The sequence below is a fragment of the Streptomyces sp. NPDC059003 genome (assembly GCF_042740445.1).
Taxonomy (GTDB): domain Bacteria; phylum Actinomycetota; class Actinomycetes; order Streptomycetales; family Streptomycetaceae; genus Streptomyces.
Genome location: NZ_JBHYJH010000125.1, coordinates 10,452 through 29,516, shown reverse-complemented (window position 1 = coordinate 29,516; position 19,065 = coordinate 10,452). Strand labels below are relative to the sequence as shown.

The following is a 19,065-nucleotide window of genomic DNA, read 5'->3' as shown; positions in this document are numbered from 1 at the left end:
GAAGGGGTCCTAGGGGCGGAGCCCCTAGTTTCGGGAAGGGGCGGGGTTGGGGAGGCCCCCGGCAGGGATCAGCCCGTCTCGGTCACGTCCCGTACCACCCCGTCCGGCCCCGCCAGGTACACCGGGGTGCCGGCCCCGCCGAGGTCCCGTACCGCCGCCAAGTCCTCAGCGACCAGCGCCCCCGCCCCGGACACCACCGCCGCCGCCTCAAGCGACTCCGCCCCCGACGCCACCGCCATCGCCACCGCCGTCCGCAGCGCGGAAAGCCGCAGCGAGTCCAGCGCGACCGTCCCGGCGACATACGTGCGCCCCGTCTCGTCCCGCACCGCCGCCCCCTCGGGCACGCCGTTGCGGGCCCGGGCCGAACGGGCGAGGGTGACGATCTTCTGGTCCTCGGGGCCGAGGTCGGTGCGCTCAGTCATGGCACGAGCATAAGGAGCGGCCGACGCGGGCGGGCCGCGGGCCCGGGGCTCAGCCGGCCACCTGGTACATCGAGCCGCGGCGGGCCTCGGGGGAGGCCAGCCACTCCAGCTTCGCGGCCGTGTCGGCCAGCGGCAGCGGCGTGTGCAGGACGATCGTCAGGTCGGGCCGCGCGGGCACCCGCAGGGCCGTCGCCTCCACGTGCAGGACGCCCGCCAGCGGGTGGTCGATCTCCTTGTGCGTCTGGCCCGCGGGCTGGATGTCCTGCTGCTCCCACAGCGCCGTGAACTCCGCGCTCGTGGCGTGCAGCCGGGCGATGACCTCCTGGAAGCCCTCGTCCCCGGGATGCTCGGAGCAGGCCGCGCGGAACTGGGCGACGAGCGTCGCCGCGTTCTCCTCCCACCGCACGCTGCGGGAGCGGTAGATGGGGTCGGTGAAGAAGTCGAGGATGCAGTTCTGCGTGGTCTCGGGGCGCATGCCGAGGACCATCGCGGCCGCGTCGTTGTACAGGACGCTGTTGTAGTAGCGGTCCATGATGACCGCCGGGTACGGCATCCACGTGTCGATCAGGCGGCGCAGGCCCTCGCTCATGTCCGCCGCGCTCTCCTCGGCCTGCGGCGCGGGCGGGTTGAGGCCCGCGAGCACGTACAGATGGCGGCGCTCGGCGCCCGACAGCTTCAGCACGCGCGCCACGGAGTCCAGGACCTGCGGCGACACGGAGATGTCCCGGCCCTGCTCCAGCCACTGGTACCAGGACGCGCCGACGCCCGCGAGCACCGCGACCTCCTCGCGCCGCAGCCCCGGCGTACGCCGCCGCCCGCCCTCCGGAAGCCCCGCATCGGCCGGTCTTACCCGGGCCCGCCGGCTCATCAGGAAGTCCCGCAGCTCGCTCCGGCGCCGCGCCTTCGCCCCGTCGAACCGCTCCCCGGCCTGACCGGTCACCGCTCCCCCTGTCATCCCCGTCATCCGCCCGCCGTCGTGTCTGGTGGTCGCACCACCAGGATAAGTACCGGCTCCCCACGGCTATTCCGGCCGACGGAGGCTCTTGACCATGTCGATAGACACCTCCGCTCCCACCACCATCCCCACCACTCCCCTCGACCCGGCCCCGGCCGGGGCCCCCAAGCTCACGTCCCGCGACAAGCTCGTCCTGTTCGTGCTGTGCGCCGCGCAGTTCATGGTCGCGCTCGACTTCTCCGTACTGAACGTCGCGCTGCCCGTGCTCGGCGAGGACCTCGGGATGAGCCACGCCGCGCTGCAGTGGGCGGTCACCGCCTTCGCGCTGCCGTCCGGCGGCTTCCTGCTGCTCTTCGGGCGGATGGGCGACCTGTTCGGGCGGCGCAGGCTGTTCCTCGGCGGGCTCGCGCTGTTCGGCGCGGCCTCGCTGCTCGCCACGCTCGCCTGGGACCCGGCGTCGTTCCTCGCCGGGCGCGCCCTGCAGGGCGTGGGCGCCGCCGCGATCGTGCCGACCGGGATGTCGCTGCTCACCACCACCTTCCCCGAGGGCCCGCAGCGCGACCGGGCGCTCGGCATCTCCGGCACGCTGCTCTCGCTCGGCTTCACCATCGGCATGGTGCTCGGCGGCGTCCTCACCGACACGCTCGGCTGGCGCTCCACGATGGGGCTCCTCACCGTCTTCGCGCTGCTCGTGCTGCCGCTGGCCCCCGGCCTGCTGCCCGAGTCCCGCACCCCGGAGCGGCCGCGCCTGGACATCCCCGGCGCCGTGACCGTCACCGGCGGCCTGCTGTCCCTGATCTACGCCCTCTCCACGGCCGCCGAGCGCGGCTTCGGCGGCGCCGACGTGCTCGTCACGCTCGTCGCGGGCCTCGTGCTCCTCGCGCTCTTCGGCTACGTCGAGTCGCGCGCCGCCGCGCCCCTGGTCTCCCTGCCGATGCTGCGGCGCCGCACCGTGGCGTGGGGCAACCTGGGCGGCCTGGTCACCTTCTCGATGATGTCGACGGTCGTCTTCGTCCTGACGCTCTACTTCCAGGACGTCCTCGACCTGTCCGCGTTCCAGACGGGCCTGGTGTTCGGCGTGCAGGGCGTGCTTTCGGTGCTCGCGGGCGTGCTCGCGCCGAAGGCCATCGGGCGGTTCGGGCCACGCCGCACGCTCGTCGGCGCGCTGTTCGGGCAGGGCCTGTTCGTGGCGGCGATGGTCGCCGTCGGCGAGGGCATGTGGTCGGTGTGGCTCGCGACGGTCGCCGTGTCGGTGGCCAGCATGTTCCACCTCGGCGCGATCGTCAGTTACGGCGTCACGGTCACGTCGGGCGTCCCCGACGAGGAGCAGGGCCTCGCGACCGGCCTGGTCACGTCCACCCAGCAGGTGGGCATCACCATCGGCATCCCCCTGCTCGGCGTCCTCGCCACGACCGGGGACAGCCTGTCGGGCACGCGGACCGTGCTCGCCCTCGACGCGGGCCTGGTCCTCCTGACGGGGCTCCTGGTGGCCGTGGGCCTGCGGCGGCGCGCCTAGGGCGTGTCGACGACAGAAGGGCGGCCCGCCTTCCGGGGGCCGCCCTTCTTCTCACCGTCCTGTCACCGGCCCGTCAGGGGCGGTCGAGCCGCAGCCGGTCCGCCCGCGGCAGACCGGCCACCACCAGGTCGTACGAGTCCTCGATGAGCTCCCTCACCTGCTGGTCCGGGAGGCCCGCGTCCACCGTCACCGTGTTCCAGTGCCGCTTGTTCATGTGCCACCCCGGCACGATCTCGGGGTGGACCGCCCTCAGCTGGAGGGCGATCTCCGGCTCGCACTTCAGGTTCACCGTCAGCGGCTCGGCCTCGAGCGTGGTGAGCGCGAACATCTTCCCGGCCACCTTGAAGACGCTGGTCTCCGGCCGGAACGGGAACTCCTCGACCACGTCGTTGAACGACAGGCAGAACTCCCGCAGCTCCTGTGGCGTCATCCCCGGGCCTCCTCCCCGGAACCGGCCCCCGCCCCACCGGGCGCGACCGGCTCCACGAGCACCGTCACGATCTTGTTCCGCCGCCCGGACGCCGCCTCCGCGGTCAGCCTGAGCGCCCGCCCGTCGGGCAGGGTGACCACGGCCGACGCACCCGCGATGGGCACCCGGCCGAGCTCCTTGGCGAGCAGTCCGCCGACGGTCTCGACGTCCTCGTCGTCGTACGCCTCCAGGCCGTACAGCTCCCCCAGGTCGCCGATGTCGAGCCGGGCCGTGACGCGGCGGGCGCCGCCCTCAAGCTCCTCCACCGGCGGCAGCTCGCGGTCGTACTCGTCGGTGATCTCGCCGACGATCTCCTCCAGGATGTCCTCGATGGTGACGATCCCGGCCGTGCCGCCGTACTCGTCGATGACGACGGCGACGTGGTTGCGCTCCTGCTGCATCTCCCGCAGCAGGTCGCCCGCGTTCTTCGTGTCCGGCACGAACGTCGCGGGCCGCATGGCCGTCGACACCAGTTCGTTCTCCGCGTCGCGGTTGATGTGCGTCTTGCGGGCGAGGTCCTTGAGGTAGACGATGCCGACGACGTCGTCCTCGCTCTCGCCGGTCACCGGGATCCGCGAGAAGCCGGAGCGCAGCGCGAGCGTGAGGGCCTGCCGGATGGTCTTGTAGCGCTCGATGGAGATCAGGTCCGTGCGCGGGACCATCACTTCGCGTACGAGGGTGTCGCCGAGCTCGAAGACGGAGTGCACCATGCGGCGCTCGTCGTCCTCGATCAGGGACTCCTTCTCGGCGAGGTCGACCATCGCGCGCAGCTCGGCCTCGGAGGCGAACGGGCCGCGACGGAAGCCCTTGCCGGGCGTCAGCGCGTTGCCGATGAGGATGAGCAGGGGCGGGATCGGGCCCATGACGCGGGCCAGCGGCAGGAGCACGTACGCGGCGGCCGTCGCCGTGTTCAGCGGGTGCTGGCGGCCGATGGTGCGCGGGGAGACGCCGACCGCGACGTACGAGACGAGGACCATGACGCCGATGGCGACGGCCAGGGCCTCCCAGGTCGCGTCGAACTCCTGGAGGCACGCGTACGTGACGAGGGCCGCGGCCGCCATCTCGCAGCCGACCCGCACCAGGAGGGCGACGTTGAGATAGCGGGTCGGGTCGGCGGCGACCTGCGCGAGCTTCGCGCTGCCGCGGCGCCCGGAGCGCACGGCCTCCTCGGCGCGGAAGCTGGAGACCCGGGCGAGGCCCGCCTCGGCGCACGCGGCGAGCCAAGCCACCACGACCAGGGCGATCGCCCCGGCGACGATCTGCACGGACATGGGACTACGAGACCGTGGGGGCCGGGGACGGGCCTGTCAGGCCCTGCTCGGCGCGCCAGCCGTCGACGATCGCGGCCTGCAGGCCGAACATCTCGGCCTTCTCGTCCGGCTCCTCGTGGTCGTACCCGAGCAGGTGCAGCACTCCGTGGACGGTCAGGAGCTGGAGCTCCTCGTCCATGGAGTGCTGCGTGGGCGCCTCCTGGCCCTGCTTCTGCGCGACCTCGGGGCAGAGCACGATGTCGCCGAGCAGCCCCTGCGGGGGCTCCTCGTCGTCCTTCATGGGCGGCCTGAGCTCGTCCATCGGGAACGACATCACGTCCGTGGGGCCCGGCAGGTCCATCCACTGGACGTGCAGCTGCTCCATGGCGTCGGCGTCCACGACGATCACCGAGAGCTCCGACAGCGGGTGGATCCGCATCCGCGCGAGCGCGTAGCGGGCGATGTCGAGGATCGCCTGCTCGTCGACCTCGGTGCCGGATTCGTTGTTGACGTCGATCGCCATGGCGCTGGTTCTTCTACTTCCCTCTGGACCGGCTCTTGTGGGAGCCGTTCTCCGTACCGTTCTCGCTGTCGTACTTCTCGTACGCGTCGACGATACGGCCGACCAGCTTGTGCCGTACGACATCGTGGGACGTGAGCCGCGAGAAGTGCACGTCCTCGACGCCCTCCAGGATGTCCTGGACCTGGCGCAGGCCCGACTTCGTGCCGTTCGGCAGGTCGACCTGCGTCACGTCGCCCGTGATCACGATCTTCGAGTCGAAGCCGAGGCGGGTGAGGAACATCTTCATCTGCTCGGGGCTGGTGTTCTGTGCCTCGTCCAGGATGATGAACGCGTCGTTCAGCGTCCGGCCGCGCATGTACGCCAGCGGGGCGACCTCGATGGTGCCGGCCGCCATGAGCCGGGGGATCGAGTCCGGGTCCAGCATGTCGTGCAGCGCGTCGTACAGCGGGCGCAGGTACGGGTCGATCTTCTCGTACAGCGTGCCGGGCAGGAAGCCGAGGCGCTCGCCGGCCTCGACGGCCGGGCGGGTCAGGATGATCCTGTTGACCTGCTTGGACTGCAGGGCCTGGACCGCCTTGGCCATCGCCAGGTACGTCTTGCCGGTGCCGGCGGGGCCGATGCCGAAGACGATCGTGTGCTTGTCGATCGCGTCGACGTACCGCTTCTGGTTGAGCGTCTTGGGGCGGATCGTGCGGCCGCGGGAGGAGAGGATGTTCTGCGTGAGCACCTCGGCGGGGGTCTCCTCGCCGTCGCTCTCCCCTCTCTCATCCGCCCTCAGCATGGCGATCGAGCGTTCCACTGCGTCCTCCGTCATCGGCTGTCCGGTGCGGAGCACCAGCATCATCTCGTCGAACAGGCGCTGGATCAGGGCGACTTCACGGGCATCGCCGACAGCGCTGATCTCATTGCCCCGGACGTGGATGTCGGCCGCCGGGAAAGCCTTCTCGATCACCCGCAGCAGTGCGTCGCCGGAGCCCAGGACGGTCACCATGGGGTGCTTGGCCGGGACGGTGAAGTGGGCCTTTGCGGGCGCGGGCGCCTTGGACGGCGTCTGCGTCTGCGACTGCTTCGGCGTCTGCTTCTGCGCGGGGGTGTGAGCTGTAGGTGTCTGCGTCATGGGCCGGCTCTGTAGGCCTGCTCATCCTCCTCGTCGTGGGGATCGCCGCGGGGGCGCCCTGTGCACTGCCCAGGGTACGACTCGGGTCTGACAAGCTCGAAGACCTTTTCCTGGCCGGGGGCCTTGAGCCCGCCCTGCCGCAGGGCGCCCCCCGGTGGGCCCCGCCCGCCAGGCGCCCCCCAACGACTCCGCTCGGCCACGCCACCCGCTCCCGAAACAGACACCCCCACGGCCCCACACCACCCGAAGCCCCCGGCGCCCCGCCCCACCACAGACCCCTGCGGGCCCCGCCGCTACCGCGGCGGTACCTCTCCCACCCGCCCGCCCGTTTCCACCCCCACGCGGGATGGACGCCCCTGGTGGGGGTTACCCACCGTCGGCGGCTGCGGGTCCCCGCCGCTACCGCGGCGGAATCTCTCCCACCCGCCCGCCCGTTTCCACCCCCACGCGGGATGGACGCCCCTGGTGGGGGTTGCCCACCGTCGGCGACTACAGGCCGGAACCACTCAAGACGCCCACCCACCAACAGCAGGTCATGGGAGGGCGGGCGGGAAGATGCCGCCGCGATAGCGGCGGGACGGGCAGCCATGGGCGGAAGGTCATGCCGCGCGGTAGCGGCGGGGCGGTGGGTCAGGTTGAGCGGCGGAAGCCGATGGTGGGGACCGCTCTGCGGAGGGGCCAGGCTCGGGCCGTCTCGGGGAGGAGGGACTCCAGGAACGTGTAGCGGCTCAGAGGGGCGGGGTCCTGCCCGTCGACGTCCCGCACGCGCCGCCACCACGCGGCGATCTCCGCCCACCCCGGCGCGGACAGCGACCCGCCGAACTCCTGGACGGACAGCGCCGCCGTGAGCCCCGCGAAGGCGAGCCGGTCGGCCAGCGGCCACCCGGCGAGCGTGCCGGTGACGAAGCCCGCGACGAAGACGTCCCCCGCCCCGGTGGGGTCGAGCGCCTCGACCTCGATGGCGGGCACGGACGCCGTCTCCCCGGTGCGCCCGTCCACCGCGTACGCCCCCTCCGCGCCGAGCGTGACGACGGCGAGCGGCACATGCTCGGTGAGCGCCCGCGCGGCCGCGCGCGGGCAGGACGTGCCCGTGTACCGCATGGCCTCCGCCGCGTTGGGCAGGAACGCCTCGCAGTACCGCAGGTCGGGGAGGGCGGCGAGGTCCCAGCGGCCCGTGTCGTCCCAGCCGACGTCGGCGAAGATCCGCGTACCGCTCCGGGCGGCCGCCGCGATCCAGGGAGCCCGTTCCCCGGGCATGAGGGCCGTGACGGCGGCCCGCGCCTGGGGCGGGCTCGCGGGGGCGCCGCCGTCGGGCGGCGGCTCGTGCCCGTGGCTGACCATGGTGCGTTCGCCTTCGTACGCCATGGAGACGGTCACCGGAGAGTGCCACCCGGGCACGGTGCGCGACGAGGACAGGTCGATGCCCTCACCCTGTTCGAGGGCGTCCCAGCAGTACTCCCCGTAGTGGTCGTCCCCGAAGGCGGCGGCCAGGGAGGTGCGCAGGCCGAGCCGGGCGAGCGCGGTCGCCATGTTGGCGACGCCCCCGGGGCTCGACCCCATGCCGCGCGCCCAGGACTCGGTGCCGCGCACGGGGGCCGAGTCGAGACCGGTGAAGATGATGTCGAGGAAGACGGTGCCGGTGAGGTACACGTCGCAGGGCGGATCGTCCGGCCGCCGCGCGGACTTGAGCGGATCGACGAGGGATCCTGCGGCCCGCTCCGCGGCGCGCTCGGGTGGTACGGCTGCTGTCTCCGGTGGTACGGCAGGTGGTACGGGCATGGAGGCAACGTAACCGAAGGCCCTGACAAGCGGCCCGCGCTACCAGCGCGGCACGGCCGGAGTCACCCACTGCGGATCCATCCGCCGCATGGCCGCCGCGTCGTCCCGCTCGCGCAGCGCGGCGAAGTCCTCGTCGAGCCAGCGCCGGTGCAGGACCCCGAGTCGTTCGCGGTCGAGCTCCACGCCGAGACCCGGGCGGTCGCTCACCGTGACGCGCCCGTCGACGAACGGCAGGCGGGCGGTCAGCACGTCCTCGGACTGCCAGGGGTAGTGCGTGTCGCAGGCGTGGTCGAGGCCGGGGACGGTGGCGGCGACGTGCGTCATCGCGGCGAGGCTGATCCCGAGGTGCGTATTGGAGTGCATGGAGACGGCGACGCCGAACGTCCGGCAGACGGCGGCGAGTTCCCGCGTCCGGCGCAGGCCGCCCCAGTAGTGGTGATCGGAGAGCACGACCTGCACGGCACCCTTGGCGAAGGCCTCCGGTATCTCGGCGAGCGTCGTCACGCACATGTTGGTGGCCAGCGGCACGGACGTCCGCGCGGCGACCTCGGCCATCGCCGCCGTGCCGAGGGCCGGGTCCTCCAAGTACTCCAGTACGTCGCCGAGTTCGGACGCGACCTTCAGCGCGGTCTCCACGGACCAGGCCCCGTTCGGGTCGAGCCGCAGCGGCAGGCCGGGGAAGGCGGCGGCGAGGGCCCGGACCGCCGCGACCTCCTGCTCGGGCGGGAAGACCCCGCCCTTGAGCTTGAACGACGTGAAGCCGTACCGCTCGGTGAACCGCCGCGCCTGCGCGACGACGCCCTCCGGGTCGAGCGCGGCACCCCACGGGTCCGGCGCGCCGGCGGTCCCTGCGGGATGCTCCGCGTACTTGTAGAACAGGTACGCGCTGTACTCCACGGAGTCCCGCACCTTGCCCCCGAGCAGCGCGTGCACGGGCAGGCCGAGCGCCTTGCCGAGGGCGTCCAGGCACGCCACCTCGAACCCCGACACGACCGAGAGCCGCAGCTTGTCGGCGCTCTGGACGCCCCGGAGCCCGCCGCCGTCGACGGCGGTGCCGACCCGCCCCTCATCGACGGACGCCTGGTCCACGAGTGTGAACAGGCCGTTGAGATCCGCGACCGACCGCCCCACCAGCGCCGCCGCCAGCGGCCGCGCGAGCTCCAGATACTTCCCGTCCCCGTACGTCTCCCCCACCCCGACCACCCCGCCGTCCGTCTCGACCTCGACGATCAGGCGGGGCGTGTACGGCTGGTGCACACCCTGGGTGTTGAGCAGCGGAGGATCGGCCACCAGGACGGGCGTGAGCCGGACGTCGGAGACGGTGAGCACGGGCACCTCCGGAGTTCATGTATGGGAACATCCACTGGATACGCGAACTCAGATTAGCCCGTCCGGCGCTTGAGGACGAGGCGCGAAGCGCCGACCAACACCGGTCACCCGAACTCGTACGCGTCCACCTCGGCCACGTACCGCCGCCGCTCCTCCTCGGAGAGGAACGCCGCCTCGAACGAGTTCCGCGCCAGCTCCCGCAGCCGGTCCTCGTCCAGGGCGAGCGCCTCCCGCACCGCGTGGAACGTGTCGCCGACATAGCCCCCGAAGTACGCGGGGTCATCGGAGTTGACGGTGCAGAGCAGGCCCGCGTCCATCATCCGCACCAGCGGGTGGTCCTCCAGGACGTCGACGACGCGCAGGCGCACGTTGGACAGCGGGCACAGCGTGAGCGGCACCCGCTCGCGGGCCAGGCGGTCCACCAGGTCCGGGTCGTCGAGGCAGCGCAGGCCGTGGTCGACGCGCTCGACACCGAGGACGTCGAGCGCCTCGCGCACGTAGGAGGCGGGGCCCTCCTCCCCGGCGTGGGCGACCTTGCGCAGGCCGAGCGCGGCCGCGGCCTCGTACACGGCGGCGAACTTGGCCGGCGGGTGGCCGACCTCGGCGGAGTCGAGGCCGACGCCGACGATGCGGTGCAGATACGGCTTCGCGGCCTCCAGGGTCGCCATGGCCGACTCGGCGGACTGGTCGCGCAGGAAGCACATGATGAGCCGGGTGGAGACGCCGTGCCGCTCCTGGCTGCGGTCCAGGGCCCGGCCGAGGCCGTCGATGACCGTGCCGATCCCCACGCCGCGCGCCATGTGGGCCTGCGGGTCGAAGAAGATCTCGGCGTGCCGCACGCCCTGGGCGGCGGCCCGCGCCAGATAGGCGTCGGCGAGCTCCTCGAAGTCGGCCTCGGTGCGAAGGACGGCCATGAGGCCGTAGTAGAGGTCGAGGAAGGACTGGAGGTCCTCGAAGAGGTAGGCCTTGCGCAGCTCTTCGGTGTCGGCGTACGGCAGCTCGACGCCGTTGCGGGCGGCGAGCGCGAAGGCGAGCTCGGGTTCGAGGGTGCCTTCGATGTGGAGGTGGAGTTCGGCCTTGGGCAGGGGCATGGTGGCGCTTTTCTCTCGATGGTTCAGCGGGGTGGTTCAGGGGCTGCGCTTGGGCAGCGGTACGCGCATCAGGTCCCGCGCCACCGTCAGCTCGCCCTCGAACCCGGCGGCCCGCGCCTGCTGCTCGAAGGCCGCGGGGTCGGCGTACCGCTGGCTGAAGTGGGTCAGGACGAGGTGCCGCACGCCCGCGTCCCGGGCCACCGACGCGGCCTGGCCCGCCGTCAGATGGCCGTGGTCGGCGGCGAGCCGGTGGTCCTCGTCGAGGAACGTGGACTCGATGACGAGCAGGTCGCAGCCCTCGGCGAGCGCGTGCACGCCGTCGCACAGGCGGGTGTCCATCACGAAGGCGAAGCGCTGCCCCCGGCGCACCTCGCTGACCTGGTCGAGCGTGACGCCCCGCAGGGCGCCCTCGCGCTGGAGCACGCCGACGTCGGGCCCGGCGATGCCGTGCTCGGCGAGCAGCCGCGGCAGCATGCGCCGCCCGTCGGGCTCGACGAGCCGGTAGCCGTAGGACTCGACGGGGTGCGAGAGCCGGGCGGTCTCCAAGCGGTACGAAGGCGCGGTCGCGAGGACGCCGTCGGCCGTGACCGGGGCCTGGGTGATCCCGACGGTCTCGCGGTACGCGGTGGCGTACCGCAGGCGCTCGAAGAAGCGCTCGCCGGAGGCCGGGTAGTGGGCGGTGACGGGGTGCGGCACCCGGTCCAGGTTGATGCGCTGGATGACGCCCGCGAGGCCGAGGCTGTGGTCGCCGTGGAAGTGGGTGACGCAGATGCGGTTGAGGTCGTGCGCGGCGACGGAGGCACGCAGCATCTGGCGCTGCGTGCCCTCGCCCGGGTCGAAGAGGATGCCTTCGCCGTCCCAGAGCAGGACGTACCCGTTGTGGTTGCGGTGCCGGGTCGGGACCTGGCTGGCGGTGCCGAGCACCACCAATTCACGTACGGACACGGTGTGTTATCCGGTCTCCGCGAGCGCTATCCGGGGGGCCACTGCAGACCGCGGCCGCCCAGGACGTGGGCGTGCGCGTGGAAGACGGTCTGCCCGGCGCCGGAGCCGGTGTTGAAGACGATGCGGTAGCTGTCGGACTGCTCCTGGGCGGCGACCTCGCCCGCCTCGCGCAGCACGTCGGAGGCGATCTCCGGCTCCGCGGCGGCGAGCGACGCGGCGTCCGGGTGGTGCACCTTGGGGATCACCAGGACGTGGGTCGGCGCCTGGGGGTTGATGTCGCGGAAGGCGAGGGTGGTCTCGGTCTCCCGTACGACCGTCGCGGGCACCTCCTTCGCGATGATCTTGCAGAACAAGCAGTCGGCCTGCGCTTCGCCCGCCATGGGCCACCCTCCCGGGGTCACTGAATCGGCACGGAACAATCAGTACGGATCACGATGGATCAAGTACGACGCATGCTATCGGGGGCGCCTACTCGGGCAACGGCGGCGCCGTCTTCGCCGGGTTCTCGGCGAGCGCGGCGAGCGCGATCCGCACCGCCTCGTCCAACTGCGGGTCACGGCCCGCCACGTGGTCCTCGGGCGTGACCACGACCTCGACGTCCGGCTCGACGCCGTGGTTCTCCACGCCCCAGCCGGGGCCCTCAAGCCAGAAGCCGTACTTGGGCTGCGTCACGAGCGTGCCGTCGACCAGGTGGTAGCGGCTGTCGATGCCGACGACGCCGCCCCAGGTGCGGGTGCCCACGACCGGGCCGATGCCGAGCGCCTTGATCGCGGCGTTCACGATGTCGCCGTCGGAGCCCGAGAACTCGTTGGCGACGGCGACGACCGGGCCGCGCGGCGCGTCCCCGGGGTAGCTGAGGGGCCCGGAGCCGCGCGGCAGGTCCCAGCCGACGATCCGCCGCGCCAGCTTCTCCACGACGAGCTGCGAGGTGTGGCCGCCGCGGTTCTCGCGCACGTCCACGACCAGGCCCTCGCGGGCGACCTCGGCCCGCAGGTCCCGGTGGATCTGCGCCCACCCGGGGGCCTGCATGTCCGGCACGTGCAGATAGCCGAGCCGGCCGCCCGAGCGCTCGTGGACGTAGGCGCGGCGCTCGGCGACCCACGCGTGGTAGCGCAGCGGCTCCTCGTCGTCCACGGGGACCACCACGGCGTGCCGCGGGTCGCCGCCGCCCGCCGGGGAGACGGTCAGCTCGACGGGCTTGTCCGCGGTGCCGACGAGCAGCGGTCCGGGGCCGGTCACCGGGTCGACGGGCCGCCCGGCGACGGCGAGGATCGCGTCGCCCGCGCGCACGGCGACGCCGGGCGCCGCCAGCGGGGAGCGGGCGTCGGGGTCGGATGTCTCGGACGGCAGGACACGGTCGACGCGCCAGGTGCCGTCCTCGCCGCGCGAGAGGTCCGCGCCGAGGAGCCCCTGGCGGGCGCCGCCGCCCCCGCCGCCGCGCGGGACCACGTACGCGTGCGAGGTGCCGAGTTCGCCCTGGACCTCCCACAGCAGGTCGACGAGGTCGTCGTGGGTGGCGACGCGGTCGAGCACGGGCCGGTAGCGCTCCAGGACGCCGTCCCAGTCGACGCCGCCCATGTCGGCCCGCCAGAAGTTGTCCCGCATGAGGCGGCCCGCCTCCTCGTACATCTGGCGCCACTCCGCGGCCGGGTCGACGGACTGGCGCACGCGGCCGAGGTCGACCGTGATGTTGGTGTCGCTGTCCTCGTCGCCGGAGGCACGGCGGTCGCTGGGGACGACCTTCAGCTTGCCGTCGGCCCACAGCAGGACCCGCTTGCCGTCGCCGGTCACCGCGAAGTGGTCGGCGTCGGAGCCGAGTTCCTCGACGCGGCGCTGGAGCAGGTCGTAGCGCTCCAGGGACGAGCTGGGGTCGGGCGCGTCGGGCGTGGCACGGGACGCGCCGAGGACGCCGCGCACCGGGTGGCGCAGCCACAGGAGCCCGTCCTTGGCGGCCCGCAGCGTCGTGTAGCGCGCGGCCTCGACGGGGAACGGCACGATGCGGTCGGCGAGTCCGTCCAGGTCGATGCGGGTGGTGGGGGCGCCCTCGCTGTCCGGCGTCTCGTCCTTGTCGGGGGCGTCGAAGGCGCGGCCGTGGCGCTGCGGGCCGAACGGCGAGGGGGTGGTGGCGGCGAGCGTGAGCAGGTGCGGCCGGGAGCCGCCCACGAAGGCCAGGTCGAAGACGTGGTCGTCGTAGACCGGGTCGAAGGCCCGCGCCGACAGGAACGCCAGGTGCTTGCCGTCGAGCGTGAACGCCGGGCTGTAGTCCCGGAACCGCAGCTGGGTCGCCTCGGACACCGACAGGTCGGCGGTGTTGGCGAGCTTGAGCTGGCGCAGCGGGCGCGGACCCGGGTGGGACCAGGCGAGCCACGCGGAGTCGGGCGAGAAGACGAGCCCCGTGGCCTCGCCGTGCTCGGCCCGGTCCACCTCGCGCACCTCGCCGCTCTCGCGCTCCACGAGCAGCAACCGGCCGTCGTGCGAGGCGACGGCGGCGCGGCTGCCGTCGGGCGCCACGGCGAGCGCGAGGACGCGGCCCAGCTGGCCCGCCGCGAGCCGCCGCGGGGTCGCGCCGGGGGCGAGGCCGGTGGCGGGCGCGAACTCCAGGGCGTCGTCGCCCTCCGCGTCCGTCACCCACACCACGCGCTCCTCGCCGTCCACGCGGAACGTGCGCGGAAGCCGGGCCCGTACGCCGTCGGTGGCGGCGAGCGCCCGCGCGGGTCCCTCGCGGTGGGTCACCCAGTGCACGGCGCCGCGCACGGAGACCGCGCTGCCCCGCCCGGTGTGGTCGGGCGCGGCGGCCCCGAACCAGCGGGCGGCGTGCACCGGGTGCGGCTGCAGGTCGGCGCGCTGCCCGCCGAGCCGGACGGCCAGGCGGCGCGGTGCGGCGGCGTCGTCCAGGAGGTCGTCGAGGAGCCAGAGTTCACCGGCGCTGGAGTACGCGACGCGGGTGCCGTCGCCAGCGGCGTGCCGGGCGTAGAAGCCGTCGAGGGGCGTATGGCGCCGCAGGTCGCTTCCGTCCGGCGCCGACGAGTAGAGCGCGCCGACCCCTTCGTGGTCGGAGAGGAAGGCGACGCGGCCGCCGGCCCACAGCGGGCACTCGATGTTCCCGTCGAGCTCCTGGTGCAGCCGCACGAAGCCGTTCTCGGTGTCGGCTCCCGCCCTGACCCACAACTTGCCCGCCGTGCCGCCCCGGTACCGCTTCCACCAGGCGGCCTCGCGGCCCATCGGCGCGGACTGCAGCAGCACGCCGCCGTCCGGGCCGTGCGCGGCGTCGCCGATCACTCCGTACGGCAGCGTCTCGGCGGGCCCGCCGTCGAGCGGGACGGCGTGCGCCCAGGTGCGGCGCAGGGACGCGCGGCCGTGCGCGGTGACCGCGAGGACCCGGCCGTCGGGGGTCCAACCACGTACGGACGTCTTGGCGTTGCCCCAGTACGTGAGCCGCTTCGACGGGCCGCCGTCGACGGGCGCGACATGCACTTCGGGTGCTCCGTCGCGCGTGGACGTCCAGGCGACGGTGGCGCCGTCCGGGGAGATCCGCGGGTGGTTCACGGGTACGTTGTCGGCGCTCACCCGCCAGGCGCGGCCGCCGTCGAGTGGCGCGACCCACACGTCGTCCTCGGCGGTGAAGGCGATCAACTCGCCGTGCGGGTGCGGAAACCGGAGGTAAGCAGGCTGTGTCACACCGTCAGCCTAAGCAGGCACCGCGGCGCGGGTCATCGTTTTGGATCACTTGCCCGGATAGCAGTCGCACGTCGGATCCGGCCGCTGGGTCACGGTGACGGTCGAGGTGGGGGCGGGGGTGCCGGGACCGTGGGTGACGGGCTTGTCATTCCCACCGCCGTTGCCGTTGCCGTTGCCGCCGTCATTACCCTTGCCGTCGTCGCCGTCGTCGTCACCGCCGCCGCCCTCGCAGTTGCCGAGGACATCGACCCGGAACCACTCCTTCTGCTCGACCTTGGCGACCAGATTCCCGCGTACGCAGGCGCCGTTGCGTACGTCGGTGACGCGGCCCTCGATGGTGATGTCCTTGTCGTTCTCGGCCTTGCCCCGGCAGTCGACCTGGGCCTCACGCGGCCGGTCGGTGGCCGTGCGGTCGTCCGCGTCGTCCTTGTTCACGAACGACGCCGTGCAGTTGATCCAGTCGACCTCCAGGTGCTGGCGCTCCAGCTCGCGGGTGCCCATCTTGTCGGTGGTGATCGCGATGGCGGACGTGCTCATGTCGCCCTCGACGGGGTCGCAGGCGACCAGTCCCGCCGCCGCGGCCGTGACGACCGCCGTGGCCGCGGTGGCCGCGGTGGCGGCCCGTAACCGTGGAAGTCGCCTCATAGCCCCCATGAGCGGCAGGCTCCCATCGCGTTCGCGCTGGCGCTAGACCTCTTGCGGCCATATGTCCACCGCCCCAGGCCTCTGGCCCCCACCGGTCCTCTCCCACCCTGACGCGGGGTGAGCGCCCCTCGTGGTGGCCACCCACCGCCGGCGTCTACAGGCCCCCACCGGGCGGACGCTCCTCGTGGGGGTCACCCGCCATCGGCGCCTACCGGTCCCCGCCGCTACCGCGGCGGACGATCTCCCACCCGCCCACCCGTGACCCCTTCCCGGGGGCTGGACGCCTCCGGTGGGGCTTCCCCACCATCGGCGACTGCGGCCCGCAGCCGCCAACGGCGGACAACACCCACGAGGGGCGCCCACCCCGCGTGGGGGTGGAAACGGGCGGGCGGGTGGGAAAGAAATCGCCGCGATAGCGGCGGGGACCGGCAGACGCCAGCGGCGGGAAACCCCCCACGAGGAGCGTCCCCCCGGCGGAAGGGGGCCACGGGCGGGCGGGTGGGAGAGAAGCCGCCGCGGTAGCGGCGGGGGACTGCAGGCGCCGGCGGCGGGCAACCCCCGCAGGGGGTGGCCACCCCGCGTCAGGGTGGGAGGGGGGCGGTCAGGCGCGGTCGGTGCGGAGGAGCAGCCATTCCTGGAGCTCCACCAGGTTGCCCTCCGGATCCTTGAGGTGAGCAACGCGCATGCGGTCCGTCATGGGCGCAGGCCCATGAAGAAGCGAGGCCCCCCGCCCGGAAATCCGGGCGCAGTACGCGTCCAGGTCATCCACCCGCAGCACCACCAGCGACCGATGCCCGGTCGCCGACTCGGCCAGCTCCCCCAACAGCTCCGCCATCATCGCCCGGCTCTGCAGGGCGATGCCCGCCGAGCCGGTGGCGGGACTGAACTTCTCGTACGGCCCGTTCTCCGCACCGGACTGCGGCTTCAGGCCGAGGACATCGGCGTAGAAGCGGTAACAGGCGGGGAAGTCCGTGACGAGCAGGCGGACCTGGGCGAGTTCCACGGGCGGGCCTTTCGGTACGCGCAGCCGGCCAGGCCACCGGTCAGGACCAGCGCCCCGTCCGGCCGAGGAGCAGAGCCATCGCCGCGGTGCCCGCGGTCGACGTACGCAACACGCTACGCCCGAGCCGGTACGGCTTGGCACCCGCCTGGCCGAACACCGCCAGCTCCTCCGGCGACACCCCGCCCTCCGGGCCGACCACGAGGACGATGTGCCCGGACGCGGGCAGCTGCGCGGTGGCCAGCGGCTCGCTGCCCTCCTCGTGCAGGACGCCCGCGAAGTCGGCGTCGGCGAGCAGCGCCGCGACCTGCTTGGTCGTGGCGAGCTCGGCGACCTCGGGGAAGCGCACCCGCCGCGACTGCTTGCCGGCCTCGCGCGCCGTCGCACGCCACTTGCCGAGCGCCTTCAGGCCGCGCTCGCCCTTCCACTGCGTGATGCAGCGCGCGGCGGCCCACGGCACGACGGCGTCCACGCCGGTCTCGGTCATGGTCTCCACGGCGAGCTCGCCGCGGTCGCCCTTCGGCAGGGCCTGGACGACGGTGATGCGGGGGCTCTCCGCGGCCTCTTCCCGTACGCCGCCGTCGAGCGTGACGAGGAGCCGGTCCTTGCCCTCGGTGTCCGCGACGGTGCCGCGCGCCCAGTGCCCGGCGCCGTCGGTGAGCACCACGTCCTCACCGGCGCGCAGCCGCTTCACGGACACGGCGTGCCGCCCCTCGGGGCCTTCGAGGACGTAGGTGCCGCCGTCGGTGGCGCCGCGGAAGTCGTCGACGACGAAGACGGGGGCCGTCATACCGCACCCCGCGCGCCGAACACGGCCTGGGCCTCGTCGAGTTCGGCCACGAGGACCTCCACGAGCTGGTCGGCGGGCAGCTCCCGCGCGAGGCGGTGGCCCTGGCCCGCCCACAGCGCCATGGCCTGCGGGTCGCCGGTCCTGGCCGCGGCCTTGCGCAGGCCGGCCGTCAGATAGTGGACCTGCGGGTACGCGGCGGGCGCGTACGGGCCGTGCTCGCGCATGAACCGGTTCACCAGGCCGCGTGCGGGGCGTCCGGAGAACGCCCGCGTCAGCTCGGTCCTGACGAACATCGGGTCGGTCATGGCCTGCTTGTGCAGCGCGTGCGCGCCGGACTCCGGCGTGACCAGGAACGCGGTGCCCAGCTGCGCGAGGTCCGCGCCCGCGGCGAGCACGGCGGCGATCTGGGAGCCGCGCATCAGGCCGCCCGTGGCGATCATGGGCAGCTGGACGGCCTCCCGTACCTGGGTGATCAGGCTGAGCAGCCCGATCCCCGATCCGTCGGTCTCCGCGTTGTCCCGGTGCGTGCCCTGGTGGCCGCCCGCCTCGATGCCTTGTACGCAGACGGCGTCGGCGCCCACCGCCTGCGCGGCCTGCGCCTCGTCAGGCGTGGTGACGGTGACGACGGTGGTCGTGCCCACGCGGTTGAGCGCCTGGAGGTCCTGCTTGCTCGGGCAGCCGAACGTGAACGACACCAGTGGCACCGGGTCGTCCCGCAGGATCGCCAGCTTCGCCTCGTACCCGTCGTCGCGCTTGCCGTCGGTGTCCCCGAGCTCCGTCTCGTACCAGGTGGCTTCGCCCGCGAGCTGGTTGCGGTACACCTCGACGGCGGCGTCGACGGGCGCGGTGCCGGTCGCCGCGGTGGAGGCGGGGCCCGCGCCGGTGGAGTCGGGCTGCGGCATGAAGAGATTCACCCCAAAGGGCCGCGATGTCAGCCCTCTGAGCTGTTTGATCTCCTGGTACATGCCGTCGGCCGTCTTGTACCCGGCCGCGAGGCAGCCGAGCCCGCCGGCCTCGCTCACGGCCGCGGCGAGGCGCGGGGTCGAGGCCCCGCCCGCCATCGGGGCCTGCACGATCGGGTGACGACAGAGGGCTTGGGGAGGGGTGGGCATACCCGCATCGTGCCACGTCTGGCGGGGGCGCCTCGGACGGGGGTTCCCCCACCGCTACCGCGGCGATTTGCCTCCCACCCGCCCGCCCGTTTCCACCTTCACGTGGGGCGGGCGCCCCTGGTGGGGGTTCCCCGCCGCCGGCGACTCCCGGTCCCCACCGCTACCGCGGCGGTCTATCCCCCACCCGCCCGCCCGTTTCCACTCCCCCGCGGGGTGAGCGCCTCCCGTGGGGGTTGTCCGCCGTTGGCGAGTGCGGGCCCGCAGCCGCCGATGGCGAACAACCCCCACAAGGAGCACCCACCCCACGTCAGGGTGGAAACGGGCGGGCGGGCGGGAAAGAAAACCACCGCGGCAGCGACGGAAGCCCGCAGACGCCGACGGCGGACAACCCCCACAGGAGGCGCCCACCCCACGTGAAGGTGGAAACGGGCGGGCGGGCGGGAA

The 19,065-nt window shown here is 73.2% G+C and carries 17 protein-coding genes; 1 reads left to right on the top strand and 16 read right to left on the bottom strand.

Annotated elements, in window-relative coordinates; genetic code table 11:
* Window positions 1–68: 68 nt before the first annotated feature.
* Complete coding sequence (locus ACFWZ5_RS32880) at window positions 69–422, bottom strand: cytidine deaminase (protein WP_384806676.1); 354 nt, start codon at window positions 420–422, stop codon at window positions 69–71.
* A gap of 49 nt (window positions 423–471) precedes the next feature.
* Window positions 472–1,377, bottom strand: coding sequence for a helix-turn-helix transcriptional regulator (locus ACFWZ5_RS32875; RefSeq protein ID WP_384806674.1), 906 nt, complete (start codon window positions 1,375–1,377; stop codon window positions 472–474).
* Window positions 1,378–1,471: 94 nt separating this feature from the next.
* Between ACFWZ5_RS32875 and ACFWZ5_RS32870 the strand changes: the two genes are divergently transcribed.
* On the top strand, window positions 1,472–2,893 hold the full coding sequence (locus ACFWZ5_RS32870; protein WP_384806672.1) for an MFS transporter: 1,422 nt from the start codon (window positions 1,472–1,474) through the stop codon (window positions 2,891–2,893).
* Between the two features lie 73 nt (window positions 2,894–2,966).
* Here ACFWZ5_RS32870 and ACFWZ5_RS32865 read toward each other — a convergent pair whose 3' ends face one another.
* The 14 genes from ACFWZ5_RS32865 to ACFWZ5_RS32800 form a co-directional block, all read right to left on the bottom strand.
* Window positions 2,967–3,323 carry an MmcQ/YjbR family DNA-binding protein gene (locus tag ACFWZ5_RS32865; protein ID WP_384806473.1) on the bottom strand — a complete coding sequence of 119 codons (357 nt, stop codon included), beginning with the start codon at window positions 3,321–3,323 and terminating at the stop codon, window positions 2,967–2,969.
* A complete protein-coding gene (locus ACFWZ5_RS32860; protein WP_384806475.1) occupies window positions 3,320–4,633 on the bottom strand; it encodes a hemolysin family protein in 1,314 nt (437 codons plus the stop codon). Before ACFWZ5_RS32860 ends, ACFWZ5_RS32865 begins: the two co-directional genes overlap by 4 nt.
* A gap of 4 nt (window positions 4,634–4,637) precedes the next feature.
* Window positions 4,638–5,135, bottom strand: coding sequence for an rRNA maturation RNase YbeY (gene ybeY, locus ACFWZ5_RS32855; protein WP_384806477.1), 498 nt, complete (start codon window positions 5,133–5,135; stop codon window positions 4,638–4,640).
* A gap of 13 nt (window positions 5,136–5,148) precedes the next feature.
* Complete coding sequence (locus ACFWZ5_RS32850; protein ID WP_384806479.1) at window positions 5,149–6,252, bottom strand: PhoH family protein; 1,104 nt, start codon at window positions 6,250–6,252, stop codon at window positions 5,149–5,151.
* 630 nt (window positions 6,253–6,882) lie between these two features.
* Window positions 6,883–8,031: a carbohydrate kinase family protein gene (locus tag ACFWZ5_RS32845; RefSeq protein WP_384804496.1), complete on the bottom strand. Its 1,149-nt coding sequence runs from the start codon at window positions 8,029–8,031 to the stop codon at window positions 6,883–6,885.
* A 39-nt stretch (window positions 8,032–8,070) separates the two neighbouring features.
* A complete protein-coding gene (locus ACFWZ5_RS32840) occupies window positions 8,071–9,366 on the bottom strand; it encodes a glucarate dehydratase family protein (protein ID WP_384804498.1) in 1,296 nt (431 codons plus the stop codon).
* Between the two features lie 98 nt (window positions 9,367–9,464).
* Complete coding sequence (locus ACFWZ5_RS32835; RefSeq protein WP_384804500.1) at window positions 9,465–10,451, bottom strand: adenosine deaminase; 987 nt, start codon at window positions 10,449–10,451, stop codon at window positions 9,465–9,467.
* A gap of 36 nt (window positions 10,452–10,487) precedes the next feature.
* Complete coding sequence (locus ACFWZ5_RS32830) at window positions 10,488–11,396, bottom strand: ribonuclease Z (protein ID WP_384804502.1); 909 nt, start codon at window positions 11,394–11,396, stop codon at window positions 10,488–10,490.
* A gap of 26 nt (window positions 11,397–11,422) precedes the next feature.
* Complete coding sequence (locus tag ACFWZ5_RS32825) at window positions 11,423–11,776, bottom strand: histidine triad nucleotide-binding protein (protein WP_384804504.1); 354 nt, start codon at window positions 11,774–11,776, stop codon at window positions 11,423–11,425.
* An 88-nt stretch (window positions 11,777–11,864) separates the two neighbouring features.
* Window positions 11,865–15,074 carry a S41 family peptidase gene (locus tag ACFWZ5_RS32820; protein ID WP_384804506.1) on the bottom strand — a complete coding sequence of 1,070 codons (3,210 nt, stop codon included), beginning with the start codon at window positions 15,072–15,074 and terminating at the stop codon, window positions 11,865–11,867.
* 45 nt (window positions 15,075–15,119) lie between these two features.
* Entirely contained in the window at window positions 15,120–15,719 is a 600-nt protein-coding gene (locus tag ACFWZ5_RS32815) for a hypothetical protein (RefSeq protein ID WP_384804508.1), read from the bottom strand.
* A 601-nt stretch (window positions 15,720–16,320) separates the two neighbouring features.
* Window positions 16,321–16,722 carry a VOC family protein gene (locus tag ACFWZ5_RS32810; RefSeq protein WP_384806714.1) on the bottom strand — a complete coding sequence of 134 codons (402 nt, stop codon included), beginning with the start codon at window positions 16,720–16,722 and terminating at the stop codon, window positions 16,321–16,323.
* 40 nt (window positions 16,723–16,762) lie between these two features.
* Window positions 16,763–17,509: a 16S rRNA (uracil(1498)-N(3))-methyltransferase gene (locus ACFWZ5_RS32805; protein ID WP_384806716.1), complete on the bottom strand. Its 747-nt coding sequence runs from the start codon at window positions 17,507–17,509 to the stop codon at window positions 16,763–16,765.
* On the bottom strand, window positions 17,506–18,621 hold the full coding sequence (locus tag ACFWZ5_RS32800) for a nitronate monooxygenase (protein ID WP_384806718.1): 1,116 nt from the start codon (window positions 18,619–18,621) through the stop codon (window positions 17,506–17,508). The genes ACFWZ5_RS32805 and ACFWZ5_RS32800 overlap by 4 nt, the downstream gene beginning before the upstream one ends.
* Window positions 18,622–19,065: the final 444 nt, after the last annotated feature.